Source organism: Serratia sp. JSRIV002, assembly GCF_019968725.1.
GTDB classification, from domain to species: domain Bacteria; phylum Pseudomonadota; class Gammaproteobacteria; order Enterobacterales; family Enterobacteriaceae; genus Chania; species Chania fonticola_B.
Window position 1 is genome coordinate 4,885,350 of record NZ_CP074143.1, and the last position, 23,260, is coordinate 4,908,609.

Annotated in this window: 20 protein-coding genes; 10 read left to right on the top strand and 10 right to left on the bottom strand. The window is 56.8% G+C overall.

What is annotated here, in order from left to right:
• Positions 1-489 precede the first annotated feature (489 nt).
• The gene (locus tag KGP26_RS22950) at positions 490-636 is read right to left on the bottom strand and encodes a hypothetical protein (protein ID WP_021179752.1); all 147 of its coding nucleotides are present in this window, start codon (positions 634-636) and stop codon (positions 490-492) included.
• Here KGP26_RS22950 and metK point away from each other — a divergent pair.
• Positions 635-1,789: a methionine adenosyltransferase gene (metK, locus tag KGP26_RS22955; protein ID WP_021806239.1), complete on the top strand. Its 1,155-nt coding sequence runs from the start codon at positions 635-637 to the stop codon at positions 1,787-1,789. The genes KGP26_RS22950 and metK overlap by 2 nt on opposite strands.
• A 123-nt stretch (positions 1,790-1,912) precedes the next feature.
• On the opposite strand, the gene KGP26_RS22960 is transcribed toward metK, so the two are convergent.
• The 7 genes from KGP26_RS22960 to hrpB form a co-directional block, all read right to left on the bottom strand.
• Positions 1,913-2,065, bottom strand: coding sequence for a Hok/Gef family protein (locus KGP26_RS22960; protein ID WP_024484362.1), 153 nt, complete (start codon positions 2,063-2,065; stop codon positions 1,913-1,915).
• A gap of 305 nt (positions 2,066-2,370) precedes the next feature.
• Positions 2,371-4,359 (bottom strand): Fe(3+)-hydroxamate ABC transporter permease FhuB, encoded by a 1,989-nt coding sequence (gene fhuB / locus KGP26_RS22965; protein WP_059201728.1) that lies wholly within the window; start codon positions 4,357-4,359, stop codon positions 2,371-2,373.
• Complete coding sequence (gene fhuD, locus KGP26_RS22970) at positions 4,356-5,261, bottom strand: Fe(3+)-hydroxamate ABC transporter substrate-binding protein FhuD (RefSeq protein ID WP_021806241.1); 906 nt, start codon at positions 5,259-5,261, stop codon at positions 4,356-4,358. The genes fhuB and fhuD overlap by 4 nt, the downstream gene beginning before the upstream one ends.
• Entirely contained in the window at positions 5,261-6,058 is a 798-nt protein-coding gene (fhuC, locus tag KGP26_RS22975; RefSeq protein WP_209522779.1) for a Fe3+-hydroxamate ABC transporter ATP-binding protein FhuC, read from the bottom strand. The genes fhuD and fhuC overlap by 1 nt, the downstream gene beginning before the upstream one ends.
• A gap of 47 nt (positions 6,059-6,105) precedes the next feature.
• The gene (fhuA, locus tag KGP26_RS22980; RefSeq protein ID WP_223664652.1) at positions 6,106-8,307 is read right to left on the bottom strand and encodes a ferrichrome porin FhuA; all 2,202 of its coding nucleotides are present in this window, start codon (positions 8,305-8,307) and stop codon (positions 6,106-6,108) included.
• A 256-nt stretch (positions 8,308-8,563) separates the two neighbouring features.
• Positions 8,564-11,065: a bifunctional glycosyl transferase/transpeptidase gene (mrcB, locus tag KGP26_RS22985; RefSeq protein ID WP_223664653.1), complete on the bottom strand. Its 2,502-nt coding sequence runs from the start codon at positions 11,063-11,065 to the stop codon at positions 8,564-8,566.
• A 220-nt stretch (positions 11,066-11,285) separates the two neighbouring features.
• Complete coding sequence (gene hrpB / locus KGP26_RS22990) at positions 11,286-13,736, bottom strand: ATP-dependent helicase HrpB (protein ID WP_223665686.1); 2,451 nt, start codon at positions 13,734-13,736, stop codon at positions 11,286-11,288.
• A 67-nt stretch (positions 13,737-13,803) separates the two neighbouring features.
• Here hrpB and thpR point away from each other — a divergent pair, with 67 nt between their 5' ends.
• From thpR to folK, 6 genes are all read left to right on the top strand, one after another.
• Positions 13,804-14,346, top strand: a complete 543-nt coding sequence (gene thpR, locus KGP26_RS22995; protein WP_223664654.1) for an RNA 2',3'-cyclic phosphodiesterase — start codon at positions 13,804-13,806, stop codon at positions 14,344-14,346.
• Positions 14,343-15,050 carry a DNA/RNA nuclease SfsA gene (sfsA, locus tag KGP26_RS23000; RefSeq protein WP_021806247.1) on the top strand — a complete coding sequence of 236 codons (708 nt, stop codon included), beginning with the start codon at positions 14,343-14,345 and terminating at the stop codon, positions 15,048-15,050. The genes thpR and sfsA overlap by 4 nt, the downstream gene beginning before the upstream one ends.
• Before the next feature lie 207 nt (positions 15,051-15,257).
• Positions 15,258-15,713, top strand: coding sequence for an RNA polymerase-binding protein DksA (gene dksA, locus KGP26_RS23005; protein WP_021179742.1), 456 nt, complete (start codon positions 15,258-15,260; stop codon positions 15,711-15,713).
• Positions 15,714-15,786: 73 nt separating this feature from the next.
• On the top strand, positions 15,787-16,698 hold the full coding sequence (gluQRS, locus tag KGP26_RS23010) for a tRNA glutamyl-Q(34) synthetase GluQRS (RefSeq protein WP_223664655.1): 912 nt from the start codon (positions 15,787-15,789) through the stop codon (positions 16,696-16,698).
• Between the two features lie 293 nt (positions 16,699-16,991).
• Complete coding sequence (gene pcnB / locus KGP26_RS23015; RefSeq protein ID WP_021806249.1) at positions 16,992-18,308, top strand: polynucleotide adenylyltransferase PcnB; 1,317 nt, start codon at positions 16,992-16,994, stop codon at positions 18,306-18,308.
• Positions 18,308-18,802 (top strand): 2-amino-4-hydroxy-6-hydroxymethyldihydropteridine diphosphokinase, encoded by a 495-nt coding sequence (gene folK / locus KGP26_RS23020; protein ID WP_021179739.1) that lies wholly within the window; start codon positions 18,308-18,310, stop codon positions 18,800-18,802. Before pcnB ends, folK begins: the two co-directional genes overlap by 1 nt.
• Here folK and qseC read toward each other — a convergent pair.
• Both qseC and qseB read right to left on the bottom strand, forming a co-directional pair.
• Complete coding sequence (gene qseC / locus KGP26_RS23025; protein ID WP_218518925.1) at positions 18,787-20,172, bottom strand: quorum sensing histidine kinase QseC; 1,386 nt, start codon at positions 20,170-20,172, stop codon at positions 18,787-18,789. The genes folK and qseC overlap by 16 nt on opposite strands.
• Positions 20,169-20,831, bottom strand: coding sequence for a quorum sensing response regulator transcription factor QseB (gene qseB, locus KGP26_RS23030; RefSeq protein ID WP_021806251.1), 663 nt, complete (start codon positions 20,829-20,831; stop codon positions 20,169-20,171). Before qseB ends, qseC begins: the two co-directional genes overlap by 4 nt.
• 162 nt (positions 20,832-20,993) lie before the next feature.
• Between qseB and panB the strand changes: the two genes are divergently transcribed.
• From panB to panD, 3 genes are all read left to right on the top strand, one after another.
• Positions 20,994-21,788, top strand: a complete 795-nt coding sequence (gene panB / locus KGP26_RS23035; RefSeq protein WP_021806252.1) for a 3-methyl-2-oxobutanoate hydroxymethyltransferase — start codon at positions 20,994-20,996, stop codon at positions 21,786-21,788.
• A gap of 76 nt (positions 21,789-21,864) precedes the next feature.
• Positions 21,865-22,719, top strand: a complete 855-nt coding sequence (gene panC / locus KGP26_RS23040) for a pantoate--beta-alanine ligase (protein ID WP_024484347.1) — start codon at positions 21,865-21,867, stop codon at positions 22,717-22,719.
• Between the two features lie 136 nt (positions 22,720-22,855).
• Positions 22,856-23,236 (top strand): aspartate 1-decarboxylase, encoded by a 381-nt coding sequence (gene panD, locus KGP26_RS23045; RefSeq protein ID WP_024484346.1) that lies wholly within the window; start codon positions 22,856-22,858, stop codon positions 23,234-23,236.
• The last annotated feature ends 24 nt before the right edge of the window (positions 23,237-23,260 follow it).

A 23,260-nucleotide genomic window follows, 5' to 3' on the forward strand; every position in this document is an offset into this window, starting at 1 on the left:
TGGCGCCCAGATGTGTGTAACATCGGGTAGATGGCGTAGAGACAAGACGGGAAATAGCACAAGAATGCGCGCCAGAACGGCACTGCTGTTGAGAACCAACAACCAGTAGACAACGGATCATTAATCCAACCACCTCCACGCATGCCGCTCGCGATGAACGACAAAGCCTCTATATAGTATAAGAACGTGAACGTTCAATGAAGCGGCGGCCCCATCATTGGGTACCTACGGTAGATCATGGCGCGGCGTTGCCGGGTTTACAGAAAGTTTCAATTTTCTGCAACACGCTGTGCACCAAATGAACCGCGCGCGCAGTTTATACCGGACCCCCGGGCAAAATGCAAAATGAAAATTCGCCAGAAACTGTTTCAAGCGATGAAAATGGCGGCAAGCGGTTTGCCCAAAAGAGCGTTAGGGCAAAAAATTGCTGGCAATCCGGCTAAAGGCTGACCTAAAATAGACGTCCAGATGTTAATCCATCTATACTGATTAACCGATAAACTGCTTAACGGCTTTGCCTGAGGGGCGTTGCAGGATGCATCTCGCCATCAGCGGAAGACCCTTCGCTTTGATGCCCGGATCTCCAGCGCTGTGCAGTAATTTCCAACCCGTCTTTTGCAAGGTAAAGAACACCATGGCTAAACACCTCTTCACGTCCGAATCTGTTTCCGAAGGACATCCGGATAAAATTGCCGATCAAATCTCGGATGCCGTTCTTGATGCCATCCTGGAACAGGATCCAAAAGCCCGCGTAGCCTGCGAAACCTACGTGAAAACCGGCATGGTGCTGGTTGGCGGCGAGATCACCACCAGCGCCTGGGTCGATATCGAAGAGATCACCCGTAAAACCGTGCGTGAAATTGGCTATGTCCATTCCGATATGGGCTTTGATGCCAACTCCTGTGCCGTACTGAGCGCCATCGGTAAACAATCACCAGATATCAACCAGGGTGTTGACCGCAGCGATCCGCTGGAGCAAGGGGCTGGCGATCAGGGCCTGATGTTCGGTTATGCCTCGAATGAAACCGACGTGTTGATGCCTGCGCCAATCACTTACGCCCACCGTCTGGTTCAACGCCAGGCCGAAGTGCGTAAAAATGGTACCCTGCCTTGGCTGCGCCCAGACGCCAAAAGCCAGGTCACGTTCCAGTATGACGATGGCAAAATCGTCGGCATCGATGCCGTGGTGCTGTCCACCCAGCATTCCGATGATATCGCGCTGAAAGATCTGCAAGAAGCGGTGATGGAAGAGATCATCAAGCCGGTACTGCCAGCCGAGTGGCTGACCGCAGGCACCAAATACCACATCAACCCAACCGGTCGTTTTGTTATCGGTGGCCCAATGGGTGACTGCGGTCTGACCGGTCGTAAAATCATCGTTGATACCTACGGCGGCATGGCCCGTCACGGTGGCGGCGCATTCTCCGGCAAGGATCCTTCCAAGGTTGACCGTTCTGCGGCCTATGCTGCACGCTACGTGGCAAAAAACATCGTGGCCGCGGGTCTGGCAGATCGCTGTGAGATCCAGGTGTCCTACGCTATCGGCGTGGCAGAACCAACCTCCATCATGGTGGAAACCTTCGGCACCGAGAAGATCTCGACCGAGCAACTGACCCTGCTGGTGCGTGAGTTCTTCGATCTGCGCCCATATGGCCTGATCCAAATGATGGACCTGCTGCAACCGATTTACCGTGAAACCGCAGCTTACGGCCACTTTGGCCGCGAACACTTCCCATGGGAAGCGACCGATAAGGCAGCCCAGCTGCGTGAAGCGGCTGGTTTGAAGTAAGCCTGAGCGTTAGACGTAACAACGGCGAGCCTGAGGCTCGCCGTTTTCGTTTGTAGATGGGTGCTCGTAGATCTGTACGCTTACAACCAACGGGCGGGAGCTCGCCCCCGCCGTTGGGTTGCCTTACCGTTCGGATTCGTAGGCCAAAATGGCCGCAACCTCCGTGTTGCCCGATCGAATACGCAGCTCACAAAGCTTGCTGCGCGTTATCCATACCAACAAGATTACGGTGGTACAGATAACGACCAGTTTTACGATATCTCCTCTGTTTGGCATCATGCCTCCTTATCCTTGCCTCGCGGCGAGTAAGAAGCTAACCTAACGTTGTCGAGCGTTAGAGTTGGCCTCGGGTTGATATTATCGACCTGGGGCTTTTCTCTTTGTACCTTTCGCTCAGGCTCCAGATACAAAGATCCAGAGCACCCACCCGCAGTATATTCATCTCACCAGCCCGACTGGCGGCCGTTTTACCCCTAACTTTCAACTTTGCGCAGTGCCACGCAATGCCTTGTAACGGCCTGAAAAAACCAAGGGCCCAGCAATGCTGAGCCCTTGGTGGCAAAGGTTGTAACCGAGATAATCTACGAAGTTTGCTTACGCAGCAGATAGACAAAGTACGGTGCGCCAATAAAGGTCGCCAGCAGCCCTGCGGGGATTTGGTAAGGGAACATCACCATCCGGCCACACCAGTCCGCAAACACCATCAGCAGGCCGCCTAGCAGCGCAGCAATCACCATCTGGGGCAGCGCCCGGCGGAATCCCAACATACGGGCCATATGCGGTGCCATCAGGCCAATAAAACTCAGCGGCCCGACGGTTAGCGTCGCCATCGCCGTCAGCGTTGCCGCCAGCAGCAAAATGCTCAGCCTGGTCGGCGTCAGAGCAATCCCTACGGAACGTGCTGTAGCGCCGCCCAACGGCAGAATTGTCAGCCAACGTCTGCACAGTGGGGCCAACACTATCAACACGCCAGCAATCGCCGCCGTACGTATTGCCTGCGGAGCATCCACCGAGTAGGTAGAACCGGAAAGCCACACCAACAGCCCCCCCATACGGGGATCGCCACTGGCCAACAGCAGGAAAATGGTCGTGCTAAAGGCGGTGCTGAGGGCGATCCCCGCCAACAGCATGCGTTCGGTAGAGAATCCGCCGCGCCCAGCCGCAATCATGATGATCAACAGCGTAGCCGCAGCCCCCAGACTCCCGGCGGGTAACAGCCACATAAAAGCATCACCAGGGACGATAAACAGCATCATCACCACGCCGAAAGCCGCGCCGGAACTGATCCCCAGCACTTCCGGGCTGGACATCGGGTTACCGGTCAGTTTCTGGATCAGCGTTCCGGCTACCGCCAGCATCATCCCTGCCGCCAGGGCAGAAACCACTCGTGGCCAGCGCCAAGGCATCAGCGCCTGTAATTCACCGCCTACGCTCCAGTGCCAGCCGTGGGGGTTTTGCCCAAACATCAGCGCCACCGCAATCCCGGCCAATAGTAAAACGCTCCCCAGCAGGATCCATATCGGCAAGTTGCCACGTTCGACAGGCACTTTGTCGCCTAAGTCCATCGGCGGAGGGGTTGCGCTGCTGCGTAAGCGTGGTAACAACCAAAGCAGCAACGGCGCACCAATCAGTGCCGTCGCCGCACCGGTCGGGATTTCACGCCATACCAACGTCAGCCAGATCATCACCTGATCGGTCAACCACAGCAGCAATGCCCCCAATAGTGGAGCCAACATCATGCGGTGGACCAAACGGCGAGCTCCCAGCATCTTGGCCATCAACGGGGCAAATAGGCCGATAAAACCGATCACGCCGACCGCATTGACCAACATGGCGCTGAACACAATCGCCACCGCCAACGCGGCAAAGCGCGACATTGCCAGGCCCAGGCCCAGATTACGTGCCACACCGTCGTCCAGCCCTAACAGCGTTAATGGGCGGATCAATAACGCGGCCAGTACGGCAACCAGCAGCAAGCGCGGCAGGATAAACTGCACCGTCCCCCAATCCTGCTGATTTAGCGCTCCGGTGCTCCACAGGAACAGGCCTTGCAACCGATCGTAATTGAACAACGCCAGCAGGCTATTGACCGCCCCGCAGTACAGGCCAAGTACCAGACCGGCCAGAATCAACGTCACGGGCGACATCCGTTTGCCCCAGGCAACGCCGAACACCAGCCCGCCGACCACAATGGCACCGACCATCGCCGCCAGCTGTCGGGTCAATTCGCCCCCAGGCAGCATCCACAGCGTGGCAATCGTCAAGCCTAGCTGAGCCCCGGCAGCCACGCCAAGCGTGGCGGGTTCCGCCAAAGGATTGCGTAATACCTGCTGGAACAGTACGCCGACCAATCCCAGTCCGGCGCCCACCAGCAACGACACTGACAGGCGTGGCAACAGGCTGTAGTGGAACAACATCTGGTCGACATTGTCGATATCTGGCTGTACCAACGCCTGCGACCACTGGCTCCACGTCAGTTGATGCAACAGGTTGAAGAGCGTCAGGCTACCCGCCGCGGCCAGCAATAACAGGATCAGCGCTATCGGCAAGATACGCAGGCGTGTACTCATGAGCGAGTCTCCTGCGCCTGCTCCAGCAAGCGGCAAAAACGCATGGCCGACAGCGTGGCGCCGTAGAACCACACCGCTGGCACCTGCCGCAGTTGGCCCTGGCGGATAAACGGTAAGGCCTGCCACAACGGCGTCTTGCTGACCTTATCCATCATGGCTTGATTACCGTGATCGAGATAAATCGCTCGCGCATTTTTTATTGCCGCCAGACGTTCGATCCCCACCACCGAGGTCCCCCAGAAGTTGGTTTCCCCCTGCCAGGCATTCTCAATGCCTAGCTGATCCATCACTTCCTGAAACAGGCTCTTCTGGCCGATCACCAACACGTGCCGAGGATCGAGCAAAGAAAACAGCAGCAGCGGCTGTTGCCGATATCCCGCCAGGCGGTTACGCGCCTCCCGCATAAACGCATCAAACTGTTGCAGATGCTGGGTAGCCCGCGCTTCCAGACCTATCCGCTGTGCCAATTGCAGCAACGAGTTTTTGCCCACGGTGAGCGGTCTACCGCTGCCGTCGTTAAAGCCAAACTCCATCGTCGGGCCGATAGGCTGCAGTTTTTGTGGCGTAGGGCCATAGCCTTTGGAAAGCAGGATCAGAGAAGGTTTGAGCTGTTGCAACAGCTCCAGATTAGGTTCGGTACGTTGACCGACGTCGATCACCGAGTCCGGCAACCGAGGATCTTGTACCCACAGGTTGTAGTTGTGGATATCGGCAACCGCCTGCGGCATCACGCCCAGTGCGATCAGTAGCTCGACCGGTAGCCACTCCAATGCCGCGATACGGGTGATATCGGGTAAACCTGTCGCACGCGACGGTAAAGAAAACAACAGAGGCGATAACGCCATCGCCGTTAATAAACGCCGGCGCAGCGGGTCATGATGAAAATCGGCAGAGATAGGCATTAATAAACGAAGCTCACTGGTGCACCGCCACTTGGATGCGGCAATATGCCCATCGGGATGCCGTAGATCTGTTCCAGCACCGGCCCTTGCATCAGTTCGAGCGATGACCCTTGGGCAATCATTTCGCCGCCGCGTAGCGCCACCAGATGGTCGCAATATCGAGCCGCCATGTTGATGTCATGCAGCACTGCAATCACCGTCAAGCCGCGCTCGTGGCTCAGGCGTTGGATCAACGCCAGCACTTCAACCTGATGGGCAATATCCAACGCCGAGGTCGGTTCATCCAGCAATAGACAACGGCTATCCTGCGCGACCATCATCGCCAGCCAGGCCCGTTGACGTTCACCGCCGGAGAGGCTGTCTACCAGGCGGTTGGCAAAGGATTTGAGCCCCACCAGCCCGATAGCCTCTTCTACCAGCTCGCGATCGCCGACCTTGAAACGGCCTAACGCGCCGTGCCACGGGTAGCGCCCGATGGCGACCAGTTCGCGCACCGTCATCCCTTCCGCTGCAGGCAATTGCTGCGGCAGGTAGGCCACTTGACGAGCAAAAGCTTTGCTGTCCCATCGGCCCAGCGGTTGCCCGTTAAGCAGCGCCTGGCCGGAGGTAGGATTTTGGTGACGACCGAGGATTTTCAGCAACGTGGATTTGCCGGAGCCATTATGCCCAATCAATCCACACACTTTGCCTTGAGGAAAGGCCAATGATAGCGGCTGTAACAACACCCGCCCTGGCACGGCAAAGCTAACACGGTCGAGCTGGAACGTAGCATCGCGATTAAGGTGTTTATCCTGCATAGGCCCTGCTTGGCAGGGAGCGACCAAAGGCCGCTCCCGTTAGCCGATTAGAAACTGAAGGTTGCCGTGGCGACCACTTGACGTTCTGCACCCCAGAAACAGCCATAGGTGGCGAAACAGCTAGAGACATACTCTTTATCAAACAGGTTGTTAACGTTAAGCGCTACGGAAGAACCTGGCAGGTTGAAGCGCGCCAAATCATATTTGATCACGGTATTCCACACGGTGTAGTCCGGCACTTTGAAGGTGTTGGCTTCGTCACCATAGGTTGAGCCCGTATAACGCACACCCGCGCCCAGCGTCAGACCACTCAATGCGGTTTCATGGAAGGTATAATCTCCCCACAGCGAGGCCATATGCTTAGGAATGATCGCCGGCGTATTGCCCTGGTTGGTGGTGTCTTCGGTGTATTCAGCATCGGTATAGGTATAGGACGCCAGCAGGTTGACGTTAGCCGTCAGCGCCGCTTTGCCTTCCAACTCTACGCCGCGAGAGCGGATCTCCCCGGTTTGCTGTTGGAACCAACCTTTATCGGCATGCTCAACATCCGTGACCAGGTTATTTGACTTGGTCAATTGGTAGATGGCAACGGTGGCAGAGACGGGGCGATCTTTTGGCATGTACTTCACGCCAGCTTCATACTGTTCGCCTTTGGAAGGCACGAAGGCTTTGCCGTCATAACCTGCGCCCACGTTCGGCTCGAAGGATTGTGCGTAGCTGACATACGGCGAGATGCCGTTGTCGAACAGATAGTTCAGGCCAATACGATTGGTTGACTGGTGGTCTTTCTGCTCGCTATAAGGAACCGTTGCCGTTTCGGTGCGATCTTCGACGGTGCTCTTAGCCCAGTCGTAACGCGTACCGGCCGTCAGGATCCATTGGTTCCACTCGGCCTGTTCCTGCAGGTAAATACCCGTCTGCCGTTGGCCATTGACCTTACTGGTTGGATTTAACGCACCCTTGGTATAATTCCCAAACTGCGGGTTGGCTAGATCCAGTGGACTGGCCACTCCCCAACCGCCCTGAATATCATTGCTCATGCGCATAAAGTCTACGCCAGCCAGCAGCGTATGATCCACGCGGCCAGTGGCAAACTTGGCCTGGCCCTGAGTATCGACGCTGAAGTTATTCAGGCGCTCATCCGAAGCGATATAGTTACGGTTCAGAGTGGTATTGTCGGCGTTTACGCCGGTGCCATAGATGTTGTTCTGGTTGGTGTGCAGCTGCATATAGCGCAGGTTCTGGCGTACGGTCCAGGTATCATCGAAATCATGAGAGAAACTGTAACCAAACATCCGCGTCTGGCGCGAATAGAAGTTACTCTTTTCACCTTCGTTGAAGCTGGTTGGCAGTTTGCCATAAGGCGCGTTGACCACCGTTCCCTGCATCGGCAACCAGCCGTAGTAGCCAAGGTTAGGATCGTTTTGCAGGTAAGAATACAGCGTCAGGTTGGTATGCTCATCAGGCTGCCAACTGAATGAAGGCGCAATGGTATAGCGTTTTTCCTTGGTCATCTCCTGCTGAGCGTCTGCGTCTTTGGCCAACCCGGTCAGGCGGAAGGAATACTTGCCGTCATCATCCAACGCATTGCTGAAATCAAAGCCAGTCTGGAACAGATTATCTGTCCCCATTTTAAATTGGATTTCTTTCAGCGGTTCCGTGGTTGGGCGCTTGCTGATCAGCGAAATAATCCCACCAGGGCTGCTTTTACCGTAAAGCACGGAAGAAGGCCCGCGCAGCACTTCGGCCCGCTCCAGGAAATAAGGATCGATTACGGCTTCGTTAAAATAGTCGCCTTGCAGCTTCAAGCCGTCCAGATAGATATTCTGGTTGACCGAGCCAAAACCACGAATATAAACCGCATCATAGACGTTGGAACTACCACGGCTGCCTACCATTACACCTGGGGTGAAGCCTAACGCTTCTTTCACCGAGGAAGGCTGCATAACGTCCATTTGTTCACGCGTAACCACAGACACCGATTGAGGGGTCTTCACCAGCGGCGTATCCGTTTTGGTGCCGGTCGCGCTGCGTTTCGCCACGATGGTGCCAACTGGGCCCCAAGCGCTTTCCTGTGAAGCACCACCGCTGCCGCCCCCTACCACCGTAATAGTATCAGCATCCGCGGCAGCCGTCGTCTGAGCTGCAACCGCAGGCAAGGTTAGCGAAGCCGCGATTGTGGCAGCCAAAACGCTTACGGGGAACAAGCCTGATTTGGCTGGTGATGTGGAATGACGCTTGGTCGGCATGTCTGGTTTCTCTGATGTGGTTTGATAACGAATGTGAACGATAATAATTATTATAAGCGCGGCATTTTATGCAGAAGGCTAATGGAACTGCAAGCGTATTTCGGGCGTAAAAAGGCTATGGGATTGGTGCGGTAACTGCATTAACCGAGTGGAAATAAAATCAACGCCAAACAGAAGAAAGCCCGTAACAGAACGCTACGGGCTTGATAACAAGGTAAAATCAAATAATAAATATGCTTAACATAACGGCTGGGGTTTATTTGCCAAACATATCTTTAATCCAGCCAGCAACGCCGTCGGCATCTTTCTGTTCGCCGGCTTGCTGCTGTTGAGTTTGTTGCTGCTCGACCTGGCTTGCCTGGCATAGCCCCTGTGGGTTTTCAGTCCAAACCGGGATGGTGCGCCAACTGCTGCCACCACAGATAAAGTTACCGGCAGAATCAATCCCCATCTGGCTAATGCCTTCCGGTTGTTGCAGCTTCAGCACCAGCGGCGTCTGGTTTTCCAGATAGCGGCGATACAGCGTCAAGGCACCGTTGGCACCGGTCAGCTTGGCCGGGCCGTTATTGTCACGCCCTACCCAGGCAATCGCCACTTCCTTGCCGTCGATACCGGCAAACCAACTGTCACGCAGATCGTTAGTGGTACCGGTTTTAGCGGCCAGGTTGTAATTAGGGAACTTGACCGACAGCGAACGGGAAGTCCCGCGCGCCACACCCTGCTGCATAGCATACAGCGTCAGGTAAGCCGCCTGCGCTGGCACCATACGTTCCGCCTGCGGGAAGCTCTGATACAACGCTGTACCGTCTTCCGCAATCACCGAACGCACGGCAGACAGCGGCGCACGGTTACCCCCGCTGGCGATGGTCTGGTATTCCTGTGCCACTTCCATCGGCGTCAGGCCGATGGCCCCCAGCAACATGGAAGGCACCGGAGTGATCGCCGATTTAGGAATACCCAGTTTTTGCAGGGTAGCGCTAATTTGATCCAACCCCACCGACATGCCCAGATTGACCGTTGGCACGTTGAGCGAGTTGGCCAACGCATCCACCAGCATCACCCGACCACGGAACTGGCGATCGTAGTTATTCGGCTGCCACGAGCTGCCGTTCGGCAGTTTGATCGACAACGGCTGATCCGCCAGCCAGGTATTGAGCCGATACTTATCCGGTTCCGACAGGGCGGTCAGATAGGTTGGCGGCTTGGCCAGTGACCCTACCAAACGGCGCGCCTGCAGCGCACGGTTAAAGCCGGCAAACTGAGGATCGGCACCGCCCACCATGGCACGAACCTCTCCGGTAAAGCGATCGACAATCACCATCGCCGCTTCCAGATCGTTCAGATGACGCGCCGCACGCAGCGCCGGGATACCATCTTCCACCGCCTTCTCGGCCGCATCCTGTGAAACCGGATCCAGCGTAGTGAAGATCTTCACGCCGGAAAGATCGTTAACCTTGTCACCCAGCTTGGCCTGCAACTCCTGGCGCACCAGCTGCATAAACGCAGGCTGCGGTGAAATCACCCCACCTTTCGGCTGTACGCCCAGCGGGCGAGCGCTCAGCATGTTATACAGCTCAGCGTCGATCACTCCCTGGTTCTGTAACAGCTTGAGCACCAGGTTACGGCGCTCCAGCGCCAACTTTGGGTTACGCCAAGGGTTATACAGCGAGGCCCCTTTCACCATGCCCACCAACAGCGCCTGTTGATCCAGACTCAGTTCATCGACCGGGCGACCAAAGTAGTACAGGCTGGCCAACGGGAAACCACGGATCTGATCGCTGCCGCTCTGGCCGAGATACACCTCGTTCAGATACAGCTCCAGAATACGGTCTTTGCTATAACGGTAATCCACCAGCAAGGCCATATAGGCTTCGTTAAGCTTGCGCCACAGCGAACGCTCGTTGGTCAGGAACAGGTTTTTTACCAGTTGCTGAGTCAAGGTACTGCCGCCCTGCACCGCACGCCCGGCGGTCAGGTTGGCCACCACCGCACGGCCAATGGAGTAGAAGCTGATACCATCATGCTCGTAAAAATGACGGTCTTCGGTAGCGATCAGCGTGTCGACCAGCAGATCTGGGAAACCAGAACGCGGAACAAACAGGCGTTGCTCGCCATTCGGCGATTGCAGCATGGTGATCAGGCGCGGATCGAGGCGGAAGAAGCCAAAGTTACGCTGATTTTCCATGTTGACGATTTTCGCCAGACTATTGTTTTGGAAATCGAGGCGGGCGTGGATCTGGCCTTCTTTGCCATCCGGGAAATCAAACGGGCGGCGCAGCATCTCGATGCTGTTGGCCTGCACGGTAAACTCCCCTGGCCGGGTCATACGGCTGACCTGGCGATATTGCATCCCCTCCAGCAGGGCGACCATTTCCTTTTTGCTATACGGCATGCCCGGCTCAAGGTTAACCATGCGGCCATACACCGCCGCCGGTAACTGCCAGACTTTGCCATCGATGCGGCTACGGATCTGGGAATCCAGATAAACACCGTAGATCGCCAGCAGCACCGCAATCACCAGGAACAGTTTTATCAGCAAGCCGAGCCAACGGCGCTTTTTACGCGGCGACTTCGCTTTTACCTTGGGCGGCATGCGTTGTTCCTCTTCGTCGTCATCGTACTCATCATCGTCATACTCATCCTGATACTCGTCTTCTTCATAATCGTCGTCACGGTGACGACGCGCCGCTTTACGCGGCTGATTACGTTTTGGTTGTTTGCCTTTGCGCCCGATGGGCTCGCGGTCATCCCCAGCCATTGCGGTTCTTCTCCACGCTTGCTGCAATTTATACCCTATGGATTTCAAGCTGCGGCTAGGCGACAAACTATCTCATCCCCAGGAGCTTACTTTTGGGTAAGTGACTGGGGTGAGATAGTGCAGGTAACAACGCTGCAGCTTGAAAGACGACGGGTCCGTTATTTTGTCGCTTAATCTGTGCCTATGCTGTCGGGCTGAACAGAAGAAACATCTGAATTCGTTACTGGTATTTCTTGGTGCGCCTGGTGGGGGCGGTATTGGCCGGATCGTCTGGCCATACGTGCTTGGGATAGCGCCCCTTCATCTCCTTCTGCACCTCGCGGTACGCCCCTTGCCAGAAGCCAGCCAGATCGCCGGTGATCTGCAATGGCCGGTGCGCCGGAGAGAGTAACTCAAGCACCACCGGGATGCGACCCTCAGCCAACGTTGGGCTACGCTGTTCACCAAACATCTCCTGTAAACGCACTGCCAATACCGGCGGTTTATCGACATCGTAGCGGATCGGCAAGCGGCTACCGGTCGGCACAGCATAATGAGTTGGCAGGGCATTATCCAGCCGTTGCTTTTGCTGCCAGTTTAACCGGCGGGCCAAGGCTTCAGCGATATTGACCTGCTTTAATCCACGCAGATCGCGTACGCCGCTCAATGACGGTAGCAACCAGCTGTCCAGGGTGTCGAGCAACGTATCGTCATCTACCGGCGGCCAGTCGGCCTCTGGCAACCAACGTTGGGCACAGTGTAAACGCAGGCGCAATTGTTCGGCAGCGGTGTCCCAATTAAGTACCGCCAATCCCTGGGCGCGGACCCAATTTATCAGTGCCTGTTGCAGTTCCTCTTCCGCCGGTTTGGCCAGCGGCTGAACCCGCAGCGTTAAGCGGCCAATCTGTTGGCGCTTCCAGGCCCGCAGGGTGCCCTTTTCTTCATCCCACTCGACGGCGGTCTGGCTGCTGACAATCTCGGGCAACCGAGCGACCAACGCATCAATTTCAATCGGTAACGCCAGCAGGATACGGGCATCCGGGCTGTTATGGCCTTGCAACAGGCTGGGAATAATCAACCAGGGAGCCCTGGAGAGCGCTTCATCCTGAGCCATCGCTGCGCCCAAACCATTGGCCAACAGATAGCGTCCATCCTGCCCACGCCGTTGGGCGATACGATCGGCAAAAGCCTGCGCTAACAGAGGAGCGGCCAGATCGGCATCAATCTGCCCACTTTTCTGCGGTAAGCGCTTACTCAGTTGCGCCGCCCGGCGTTGCCAATGCGGCTGTGGACGGCTTAGCCAATAACCGATATCCATCTGCCCGCTGCGTGGCGGTTCCTCCAGCAAAGCGGCCAACATCGCCGCCGTGGCTAATCCATCGGGTCCCATCTTGGCACCGGCACACAGCATAGCCGCCAGTCTGGGTTCACACCCCAACCCGGCCATTTGGCGACCAATGGTTGTGAGCTTCTCGCCGTCATCGATAGCTGCCAGGGTATGCAATAAACGGCGAGCGGCGGCTAATGCGGCCAACGGTGGCCGATCGAGCCAGGTAAGTTGATCCACATCCACACAGCCCCATTGCAACAGCTCCAGCCAGAAGCTGGCCAGATCGCTTTGCAGGATCTCCGCTTCAGCATGTTCTGCAGCGCGCTCCGCCTGCTCTTTGGCAAACAGATGCCAGCAAATTCCAGGTTCCAAACGCCCAGCACGCCCGGCGCGTTGGATCATCGAAGCCTGGCTGATGCGTTGGGTAACCAATCGCGTCAGGCCATTACGGACGTCATAACGCGCTACGCGCTCCAGCCCGCTGTCGACGACCAGGCGGATGCCTTCAATGGTCAAGCTGGTTTCCGCAATATTGGTCGCCAACACCACTTTGCGCCGCCCGTGCTGCGCCGGTTGGATCGCCTTTTGCTGCTGTGCCAACGGCAATGCGCCATACAGCGGGCAGAGATCGGTATCCGCTGGCACTTCGCCAATGAGCCGTTCCTGCACGCGATTAATCTCCGCCACGCCGGGTAAGAATAACAACAGCGAACCTGATTGCTCAGCCAACAGGCGCTTCACCGCCGAGGCAACGCCATCCTCCAGCCGTTGGTGACTAGGTAATGGCTGGTACTGCCGTTCAACCGGGTAGCTGCGCCCTTCCGACACCACCACCGGCGCTTGCGGCAGCAGTTGCGACAGCCGCGCATTATCCAGCGTCGCCGACATGATCAGCAGTTTCAGATCGTCACGCAGGCCCTGTTGCACATCCAGCAGCAGGGCCAAGGCCAGATCGGCCTGTAAACTGCGCTCATGGAATTCATCAAGAATAATCAGCGAGACACCCTGCAGTTCGGCGTCCTGCTGCAACATGCGGGTGAGAATGCCCTCGGTCACCACCTCCAGCCTTGTCTGTGGCCCGCTTTTGCTCTCGGCACGCATGCGATAGCCCACGGTCTGGCCCGGTTCTTCACCCAACTGTTGTGCCAACCGATAAGCGACGTTTTTTGCCGCCAGCCGCCGTGGTTCCAGCATGATGATACGCCCCGGCAACCCGGCTTTTGCCAGGATCTGCAACGGCAGCCAGGTGGATTTCCCAGCACCGGTGGGGGCATGCAACAACACCTGCGGGGCAGATTGCAGTGCGGCAAGCAGCTCATCAAGAACCGCGCTGACGGGCAGTGAGGACACAAAACTCTCCATGGGGTAGTTAATGGACAGCGCACATTGTAGCATTAGGCTCAGCATTTCATTCATTTACCGGGGTTCCATGTCCAGCTCGCGCCGCCTGTTCTTCGCCTTGTCGCTACCCGATGCCTTGCAGCAGCAGGTGATCCGCTGGCGGGCCGAAGCATTCAAACCCGAAGATGGCCGCCCGGTGGCCGCCGCCAATCTGCATCTGACGCTGGCCTTTCTCGGCGAAGTTAGCGCACAGAAAGAACAGGCACTAAAAACGCAGGCCGGGCGTATCACACAGGCGGGTTTTAGCCTCAATCTGGACGATCTTGGCCACTGGCCGCGCCCCGGAGTGGTATGGTTGGGCAGCAAACGCCCCCCACGCGCGCTGTTACAGTTGGCGGAATTGCTGCGTTCGCAAGCGGCTCGCAGCGGCTGTTATCAAAGCTCGATGCCGTTTCATCCCCATATCACGTTATTACGCGCCGCGACCCAGCCGGTCGCTATTCCTCCTGGCACGCCGGGTTGGCTGTTCAACGCCAGCCATTTCTCACTCTACCAATCGTCGTTTGAACAAGGCCGCACCCGCTATCACGAATTAGCGCAGTGGCCACTCGGCCCACAGGATAAATCATGATTTTTGACCCACCGCTAAAACCGGCCACGCTCATCAAGCGCTACAAACGTTTTCTGGCCGATGTGATCACCCCCGAAGGTGAAACCTTTACCCTGCACTGCGCCAACACCGGCGCCATGACCGGTTGTGCTACGCCAGGAGACACCGTTTGGTACTCCACTTCGGACAATGCCAAACGCAAATATGCCCACAGTTGGGAGCTGACGCATACCCAGGCTGGCGACTGGATCTGCGTCAACACCCTGCGGGCCAACACTCTGGTTCGTGAAGCCATTGAACAGAATATAATCAGTGAATTATCCGGTTACAGTAAAATCACCGGCGAAGTGAAATATGGCGGCGAAAACAGCCGTATCGATTTGTTATTACAGGCAGAAAATCGGGTTGACTGCTATATTGAAGTGAAGTCAGTCACGCTATTGCAACATCAACAGGGCTACTTCCCCGATGCCGTAACGCTGAGAGGGCAGAAGCATCTGCGTGAGTTGCAAAACGTGGTTGAACAAGGGCAGCGGGCGGTGCTGTTCTTTGCCGTGTTACACAGCGGCATCGATCGGGTCACCCCAGCAAATCATATAGATGAGCATTATGCGGTGCTACTAGCGCAGGTTCAGCAGTTGGGAGTGGAAGTTGTTTGTTACGGGGCAAAATTATCACCTGACGGTATCTCGCTAAGCGCTAAGTTACCGTTTTTTATTGGCTAGCGGTGCCGGGCACAAATAAATCGACAACCGGATATTGCGTCGCCAAATACGCCTTCCTTCACACCATTGTCAAGCAGGCGACAGGAATAATTGCCATCCCTCTTCCCTTCTGTTATTTATAGCGGCCTGTTTTTCCCCCGTATTGGGGATTCGACATACCCTACTAGCATTAAAGGGTATAGTGCGTGTGTATGTAGGAGAAGCAATATGCAAGAAGGGCAAACCCGTAAAACCTCGTCCTTGAGCATTCTCGCCATCGCTGGGGTGGAGCCGTATCAAGAGAAACCGGGCGAAGAGTACATGAACGACGCCCAGTTGACGCATTTCAGGCGCATCCTTGAAGCATGGCGCAACCAACTCAGGGACGAAGTCGACCGTACCGTGTCGCATATGCAAGAAGAGGCAGCCAACTTCCCCGATCCGGCAGACCGTGCCACTCAGGAAGAAGAGTTCAGCCTTGAACTGCGTAACCGTGACCGCGAGCGCAAACTGATCAAAAAGATCGAGAAAACGCTGAAGAAAGTAGAAGACGATGATTTCGGCTTCTGCGAGTCTTGCGGCGTGGAGATTGGCATTCGTCGCCTTGAAGCGCGTCCGACTGCCGATTTGTGCATCGACTGCAAGACGTTGGCCGAAATCCGCGAAAAGCAGATGGCCGGCTAAGCAGTTGTTACCTCCTGCGGCGCGTGCCAATAGCGCGCGCCGCACAGAGTCAAGGGAAGCAATCCCTTCAGATATGCTAGCAAGTCACTATGTGGGGCGCTTTGCCCCATCGCCTTCCGGGGATCTGCATTTCGGTTCGCTGATTGCCGCTCTGGGAAGCTACCTCCAGGCTCGTGCTCAACGCGGGCAATGGCTGGTACGTATTGAAGATATCGACCCTCCGCGCGAAGTCGCCGGAGCTGCCGGGCGTATCTTATTCGCACTTGAACACTATGGTCTCCACTGGGACGGCCAGGTCATCTATCAATCCCAACGCTCTGAAGCTTACCGCGCAACTCTTGATTGGCTGCAACGCCAGGATCTCAGCTATTACTGCACCTGTACCCGCAGCCGCATCCAGCAGATTGGCGGTTTGTACGATGGCCATTGCCGCCAGTTACGGCTTGGCCCGCAGGGTGCCGCAATCCGCTTACGTCAATCAAACCCGGTATATGCCTTCCACGATCGGTTGCAGGGCGAGCTACGGGCCGATCCGGCGCTGGCACAGGAAGATTTCATCATCCGCCGCCGTGATGGCCTGTTTGCCTACAATCTGGCGGTGGTGATCGACGATCATTTTCAAGGCGTGACCGAAATCGTCCGCGGTGCCGATCTGATCGAACCCACGGTGCGCCAGATTGCGCTGTATCAGCAATTACAGGCACCGGTTCCCGCCTATGTACATTTGCCGCTGGCACTGGGGAAGAACGGCATTAAACTGTCGAAGCAAAATCATGCCCCCGCCCTGCCCACTGGCGATCCGCGGCCGGTACTGGTTGCTGCCCTGAAATTTCTGCGTCAACCGCTGCCGGAAAACTGGCAAGATCTTGATCTGCCATTATTATTGAGCTGGGCGGTTGAGCATTGGCAGTTGGCAAATGTGCCGCGTCAGCCAGCGATCCCGCCGTGTGAAAACACAACGGCATTCTCAAAACAGCTGGGGTAAGCTATGATTAGCCGCTATTTTTTTGTTAGCGCCATTTTTATCCGTCACTATCGAGGTGTACCATTTTTACCCGAGTAGCCAATTTCTGCCGTAAGGTACTAATCCGCGATGACAAGTTGACCCGCGAAGATGCGCCGGCCAGCGATAAAAACCAAGTCCGCGAAGAAAGCGCGCCTGCAGAACCGTTAGCCACAACGCCACCGCGCTCTACCGAGAGCGGCAGGGAGACACCTGCCCGCCGTCCAGCGCCGCGTAAACGCCCGCCATTTGTAGCCGCAGAGGGAACGCGCTCAATGACCGTTATCCCCCGCGATCAACATGCGATCTCGCGCAAAGATATCAGCGAAAACGCGCTGAAAGTGCTGTATCGCCTGAATAAATCCGGCTATGAAGCCTATCTGGTCGGCGGCGGTGTACGCGATCTGTTGCTCGGCAAAAAGCCGAAAGATTTCGACATTACCACCAACGCCACCCCAGAGCAGGTGCGCAAGTTGTTCCGCAACTGCCGCCTAGTAGGCCGCCGTTTCAGGCTGGCGCACGTGATGTTCGGGCCGGAAATCATCGAAGTCGCTACCTTCCGTGGCCACCACGAGCAGAGTCAGGAATCTGACAAGAACTCTTCCCAGCAGGCCCAAAACGGCATGCTGCTGCGCGATAACATCTTCGGCACCATCGAAGACGATGCCCAGCGCCGCGATTTTACCATCAACAGCCTGTATTACGGCGTAGCCGACTTTGCCCTGCGTGATTACGTCGGGGGCCTGCGCGATCTGCAACAGGGCGTGATACGCCTGATCGGCGATCCGGAAACCCGCTACCGCGAAGATCCGGTGCGGATGCTGCGCGCGGTGCGCTTTGCCGCCAAGCTGGATATGACCATCAGCGAAGAAACCGCCGAGCCTATCCCACGCCTGGCCTCCCTGCTGCACGAAATCCCACCGGCTCGCCTGTTTGAAGAGGCGCTGAAGCTGCTGCAAACGGGTTACGGCTACCAGACCTACCTGAAGCTGTGTGAATATCAATTGTTCCAGCCGCTGTTCCCGTTGATTGCGCGCAACTTCACGCCAAATCACGACACGCCGATGGAGCGCATTCTGGAACAGGTATTGAAAAATACCGATCACCGTCTGCAAAACGACAAGCGCGTCAACCCGGCGTTCCTGTTTGCCGCCATGCTGTGGTACCCGCTGCTGGAGCACGCACAGAAACTGGCGCAGGAAAGCGGCCTGGCCTATTACGACGCCTTTGCCCTGGCCATGAACGATGTGCTGGACGAAGAGTGCCGTTCACTGGCAATCCCCAAACGAATCACTACACTGGTACGTGACATCTGGCAACTGCAGTTACGCCTGTCCCGTCGCCAGGGCAAGCGTGCGCACAAACTGATGGAACACCCTAAATTCCGTGCGGCGTATGATTTGCTGGCACTGCGTGCCGAAGTGGAAAACAACCCGGAGATGCTGCGTCTTGCCGAATGGTGGGATGAGTTCCAGGTGGCCACCGCGGCCCGCCAGAAAAACATGTTGAGCACGCTAGGCGAAGATCCGGCACCGCGTCGGGCTCGTCAGCGCCGCCCACGCCGCAGGACTCCGAATAACGAAGGAGCATAATGATCCGCGTTTATATCGCGCTGGGCAGCAATCTGGCGCAACCTTTGCAACAGGTGAATACCGCGCTGGAGGCGTTGGAGCATATTCCACGCACCCGTCTGATCGTTTGCTCACCGCTGTACCGCACCAAACCGCTGGGGCCACAGAACCAGCCGGATTATCTCAACGCGGTGGTGGCACTGGATACTCAGTTGCCACCGGAACAGCTGCTCGATCACACCCAGGCGATAGAACGTAATCAGGGCCGAGTGCGCAAAGATGAGCGCTGGGGCCCTCGTACGCTGGATCTGGATATGATGCTGTACGGCGATCTGGTGATCGACACCGAGCGTCTCACCGTGCCCCATTACGGCCTGAAACAACGTGAATTTATGCTCTACCCGTTGGCGGATATCGCTCCGGACCTGGTTTTCCCAGACGGTGAAACCCTGGCGGAGTGCCTGCAACGTGTGCCAAAAAACGGCATGACGCTGTGGCATCAGCCCAAGGCTTGAATACCGCCCCCAGACAAGGTTAACGTCGCGATAAATCCACCCTCCTGCCGATTGGCAAAGCTAACACCTAATCCATGCAGACTGGCAATCCGCTGCACAATAGACAAGCCCAGCCCGCTTCCCACCTGTTCCTGCCCCGGTGGGCGATAAAAGCGCTCACCCAGTCTTTCCAGATGCTCAGCCGTGACGCCAGGGCCGTCGTCCTCTACCGCCAGTTGCCACTGGCTGAGCGTGACCGTTACCGTGCCACCGGCCGGAGTGTAACGTACCGCATTGTCTACCAGATTGCGCACCAACAGCGATAACAGCAGCGGCTGGCCGGATAATGCGGGAGGTTCGCCCTGCTGCTGGTAACGCAGCGTGATCCCGGAGGTATGCGCCTGTCGATCCAGTTCCGCCAAGGTCATCGGCACCAGTTGGCTCCAGTCGACCAAGGCCAGACCGTGCAAATCGGCGAGTGAGTCCAGCCGGGATAAGGTGAGCAGTTGATCCACCAGGCGCGTGGCTCGATCGATACCCACCGTCAGGTTATTCACCGCATGTTCACGCATGGGCACATCGTCGCCCGCCAGTTGCACCACCTCGGTCTGCACACGCAATGCCGCCAATGGGCTACGCAACTCATGGGCTGCATCCGAAGTAAACCGCCGCTCACGCACCAGCAGGCTATTAATGCGCGTAAACAGCGTATTCAGCGCCTCCACCAGCGGACGCACCTCACTGGGTACCTGGTGTGCATTCAGCGGCGTAGCGTCGTCTGGGGCTCGTTGGCGTAGGCTGGCGGCCACCTCGCGCAACGGTCTTAGCTCGCGGCCAACCATCAGGGCGATCAACAACATCAGGATCGGCAACGTCACCAGCCAGGGCAGCAACTGCCCCATCACCAATCCCAACGCCATATCCTGCCGATAATCCCATTCCTGGCCGACCACAATGCGGTAACGCCCATCCGGGCTGGTGAGCCATAGCAACCGCCAACTGTCGCTATCTCCTTTGCGTTGACCATCGACAAACCCTTGCCGCTCACCGTCAAACTGAAAATCCTCACCGTTCTCACCGTCGTTGAGCAGCATGCGCCCATCGTGGGAAAAGATGGCGAACGCCAACGCATCATCGTCCTGCTCTCCGCGCTTGCCGTGGTTCAGCATCTTCTTGGTTTTTGGCAGGCTGCGCACTTGCTGATTAGCCAGCAAATCCCCCAGATCGGCGGTCGCCAGCCGTTTGGCAAACAGCATCTGTTGGGTGTCGAACACTTCGTTGATATTGTGGCGCGTCATCATCCACGCCACCACGCTGGCGGAACACCAGGTCAGCAATGCCAGCAGGCTGAAGATCAGGATCAACCGCAACCGCAAACTCAATGATTTCACGGCTCATCCCCCAGCGTGTAACCCACGCCATGTACGGTGCGGATAAAGCCGTTACCCAGCTTGCGCCGCAGATGATGGATGTGAACCTCAACCGCGTTACTGCTCACATCATCATCCCAGTTATACAGTTTTTCCTGGATCAGCGGCCGTGCCAGCACGCGCCCCTTGTTGTGCAGAAACAGTTCCAGCACCGCCAGTTCGCGCGGGGTCAACGTCACGGGCTCACCGTTGCAGCTCACGCTGCGGGATGCGGCATCAAACACCAGCTTGCCGTGGACCAGTTGAGGCGTCAGTTGCCCATGGCGGCGGCGGATCAACGCCTGTAAACGCGCGGCAACCTCCGTCAGGGCAAACGGCTTGCACAGATAGTCATCGGCTCCGCTCTGCAACCCGTTGACACGCTGTTCCAACGCGTCACGCGCGGTCAGGATCAGTACCGGCACATCCTGCCCGGCCTGACGCCACTGGCGCAGCAAATCCAACCCGTCCAATCCCGGCAAGCTGAGATCGAGGATCACCGCATCATAAGGTGCACTGTCCAGGGCGTTCTTACCGACGATGCCATCAGTGAACCAGTCGAGGGTAAATCCCAGCTTGGTCAAGCCCGCCTTGATGCCATCACCGATCAGTTTATCGTCTTCAATCAACAGAATTCTCATGCGCTCTCCCTTTGGACAGACCATTACATCATAAGCTTCTTAAGAACATCTTAACCATCAGCATCGGAGCTACCCACCCCTGAAGGGTTACAGTAGAATGACAACACTTTTTACCACCGTGCTACAAATCCAGGCCGCGCGGTTACTGCAGGAGACGTTGTGATGAAACCTACCACCCTGAGCCATTTACGCCAGTGGAAGCAGGAGCAGCGCAAGTTTGCGACTATTACCGCCTACGATGCCAGCTTTGCCCAGCTGTTTGAAGAACAAGGTATTAAAGTATTGCTGGTCGGCGACTCGCTGGGGATGACGCTGCAAGGGCATGACTCAACGCTGCCGGTAACCGTGGCCGACGTGGCTTACCATACCCGCGCGGTACGCCGTGGGGCACCAGCCAGCCTGCTGTTGGCCGACCTGCCTTTCATGAGTTACGCCACGCCTGAGCTTGCCTGCCAAAGCGCGGCCGAGGTGATGCGCGCTGGGGCCAACATGGTCAAAATAGAAGGCGGCAGTTGGCTCTGCGAAACGGTGAAAATGCTCACGGAGCGCGCCGTCCCCGTGTGCGGCCATCTCGGCCTCACGCCACAGTCCGTCAACGTGTTTGGCGGCTACAAGGTGCAGGGGCGTGACGAGTTGGCGGCGAAGCAACTGCTGATCGACGCCCAGAATCTGGAACTGGCCGGTATGCAACTGCTGGTGCTGGAGTGCGTACCGACCGAACTGGCCCGCCAGGTTACTGAAGCCTTGTCGATCCCGGTGATCGGTATTGGTGCCGGCAATGCTACCGATGGCCAGATCCTGGTAATGCATGACGCCTTGGGGATCACCGGCGGCCATACCCCTAAATTTGCCAAAAACTTTCTGGCGCAGGGCGGCGATATTCGCGGCGCCGTGCAGCTGTATATTCGGGAAGTCGAGCAAGGTATTTATCCCGACGAAGCGCACTCGTTCAACTGAGTGACCGGCCACGATTGATAGCTAACTAGCTTATCCCTCGGTACTTCACACCGAGGGGGCACCGAGGAGTTATGGAATGGTAATTATCGAAACCCTGCCACTGCTGCGCCAACAGATCCGCCGCTGGCGGCAAGAGGGCAAACGCGTTGCGCTGGTGCCCACCATGGGCAATCTGCATGAAGGCCATATGACGCTGGTGGAAGAAGCCCGCGCCCGTGCCGACGTGGTGGTAGTGAGCATTTTCGTTAACCCGCTGCAGTTCGAACGCGCAGACGATCTGGAGCGCTATCCGCGCACCTTGCAGGAAGATTGTGAAAAGCTCAATCGCCGTAATGTCGAGCTGATCTTCGCCCCTGCCCCGGCCGAAATTTACCCCAAAGGGCTGGAAGAACATACCAGCGTTGACGTACCGGTGATCTCCACCATGTTGGAAGGCGCCAGCCGTCCGGGCCACTTCCGCGGTGTCTCCACCATCGTCAGCAAACTGTTCAATCTGATCCAACCGGATCTGGCCTGCTTTGGCGAGAAGGATTATCAGCAGTTGGCGTTGATCCGCAAGATGGTGGCGGATATGGGCTATGACATTGATATCGTTGGCGTACCAACGGTGCGCGCCAAAGACGGGCTGGCGCTAAGCTCCCGCAACGGCTATCTCACCGCAGAAGAACGCAAGATCGCGCCACAGTTGAGCAAAATCATGAACGCCCTGGCAGAGCAGCTCGGCAACGGCGAACGCCACATCGAAGAGTTGCTGGCGCAGACGGCCGAAAAGCTGCGCGCAGCAGGTTTCACCCCAGACGAGCTGTTTATTCGCGATGCAGACACGCTGCAACCGCTGGGCGTAGAAAGCCGCCGTGCCGTGGTGCTGATGGCTGCCTGGTTGGGCAAAGCCCGCCTGATCGATAATCAGCAGGTCGACCTGACTCAGTAAGCCATTTGTTGTACAGTCGTTGCCGTTTTTACCCGGTTGGCGGTAGACTGGCCGGGTTTTCGGTGACGATAAATAGTGCAAGGAAGCAGTTCTTCTTCAGCCGCCTGAAAAGGCCGATATTCAGTTAGGTAACGCTATGATACGTACTATGTTGCAAGGCAAGCTGCATCGGGTGAAAGTGACTCAGGCTGACCTGCACTACGAAGGCTCCTGCGCCATTGACCAGGATTTTCTGGAAGCCGCCGGGATCCTGGAATATGAAGCGATCGATATTTACAACGTGGATAACGGCCAACGTTTCTCCACCTATGCCATCGCCGCCGAACGCGGTTCGCGCATTATTTCGGTCAACGGTGCGGCCGCCCGCTGTGCCTGCGTGGGTGACAAACTGATTATCTGTTCTTACGTGCAGATGAGCGATGCCGATGCCCGCCAGCACCACCCCAAAGTCGCCTACTTCGAAGGTGACAACCACCTGCAACGCAAGGCAAAAGCCGTCCCCGTTCAGGTTGCCTAAAAAATCGGGCGCTTTAAGCGCCCG

What these genes read in the sequence shown, in the direction of transcription:
- metK (WP_021806239.1), top strand. Translation starts at nt 635, where the DNA reads ATGGCTAAACACCTCTTCACGTCCGAATCTGTTTCCGAAGGACATCCG.
- KGP26_RS22950 (WP_021179752.1), bottom strand. Translation starts at nt 636, where the DNA reads ATGGTGTTCTTTACCTTGCAAAAGACGGGTTGGAAATTACTGCACAGC.
- KGP26_RS22960 (WP_024484362.1), bottom strand. Translation starts at nt 2,065, where the DNA reads ATGCCAAACAGAGGAGATATCGTAAAACTGGTCGTTATCTGTACCACC.
- fhuB (WP_059201728.1), bottom strand. Translation starts at nt 4,359, where the DNA reads ATGAGTACACGCCTGCGTATCTTGCCGATAGCGCTGATCCTGTTATTG.
- fhuD (WP_021806241.1), bottom strand. Translation starts at nt 5,261, where the DNA reads ATGCCTATCTCTGCCGATTTTCATCATGACCCGCTGCGCCGGCGTTTA.
- fhuC (WP_209522779.1), bottom strand. Translation starts at nt 6,058, where the DNA reads ATGCAGGATAAACACCTTAATCGCGATGCTACGTTCCAGCTCGACCGT.
- fhuA (WP_223664652.1), bottom strand. Translation starts at nt 8,307, where the DNA reads ATGCCGACCAAGCGTCATTCCACATCACCAGCCAAATCAGGCTTGTTC.
- mrcB (WP_223664653.1), bottom strand. Translation starts at nt 11,065, where the DNA reads ATGGCTGGGGATGACCGCGAGCCCATCGGGCGCAAAGGCAAACAACCA.
- hrpB (WP_223665686.1), bottom strand. Translation starts at nt 13,736, where the DNA reads ATGGAGAGTTTTGTGTCCTCACTGCCCGTCAGCGCGGTTCTTGATGAG.
- thpR (WP_223664654.1), top strand. Translation starts at nt 13,804, where the DNA reads ATGTCCAGCTCGCGCCGCCTGTTCTTCGCCTTGTCGCTACCCGATGCC.
- sfsA (WP_021806247.1), top strand. Translation starts at nt 14,343, where the DNA reads ATGATTTTTGACCCACCGCTAAAACCGGCCACGCTCATCAAGCGCTAC.
- dksA (WP_021179742.1), top strand. Translation starts at nt 15,258, where the DNA reads ATGCAAGAAGGGCAAACCCGTAAAACCTCGTCCTTGAGCATTCTCGCC.
- gluQRS (WP_223664655.1), top strand. Translation starts at nt 15,787, where the DNA reads ATGCTAGCAAGTCACTATGTGGGGCGCTTTGCCCCATCGCCTTCCGGG.
- pcnB (WP_021806249.1), top strand. Translation starts at nt 16,992, where the DNA reads ATGACCGTTATCCCCCGCGATCAACATGCGATCTCGCGCAAAGATATC.
- folK (WP_021179739.1), top strand. Translation starts at nt 18,308, where the DNA reads ATGATCCGCGTTTATATCGCGCTGGGCAGCAATCTGGCGCAACCTTTG.
- qseB (WP_021806251.1), bottom strand. Translation starts at nt 20,831, where the DNA reads ATGAGAATTCTGTTGATTGAAGACGATAAACTGATCGGTGATGGCATC.
- panB (WP_021806252.1), top strand. Translation starts at nt 20,994, where the DNA reads ATGAAACCTACCACCCTGAGCCATTTACGCCAGTGGAAGCAGGAGCAG.
- panC (WP_024484347.1), top strand. Translation starts at nt 21,865, where the DNA reads ATGGTAATTATCGAAACCCTGCCACTGCTGCGCCAACAGATCCGCCGC.
- panD (WP_024484346.1), top strand. Translation starts at nt 22,856, where the DNA reads ATGATACGTACTATGTTGCAAGGCAAGCTGCATCGGGTGAAAGTGACT.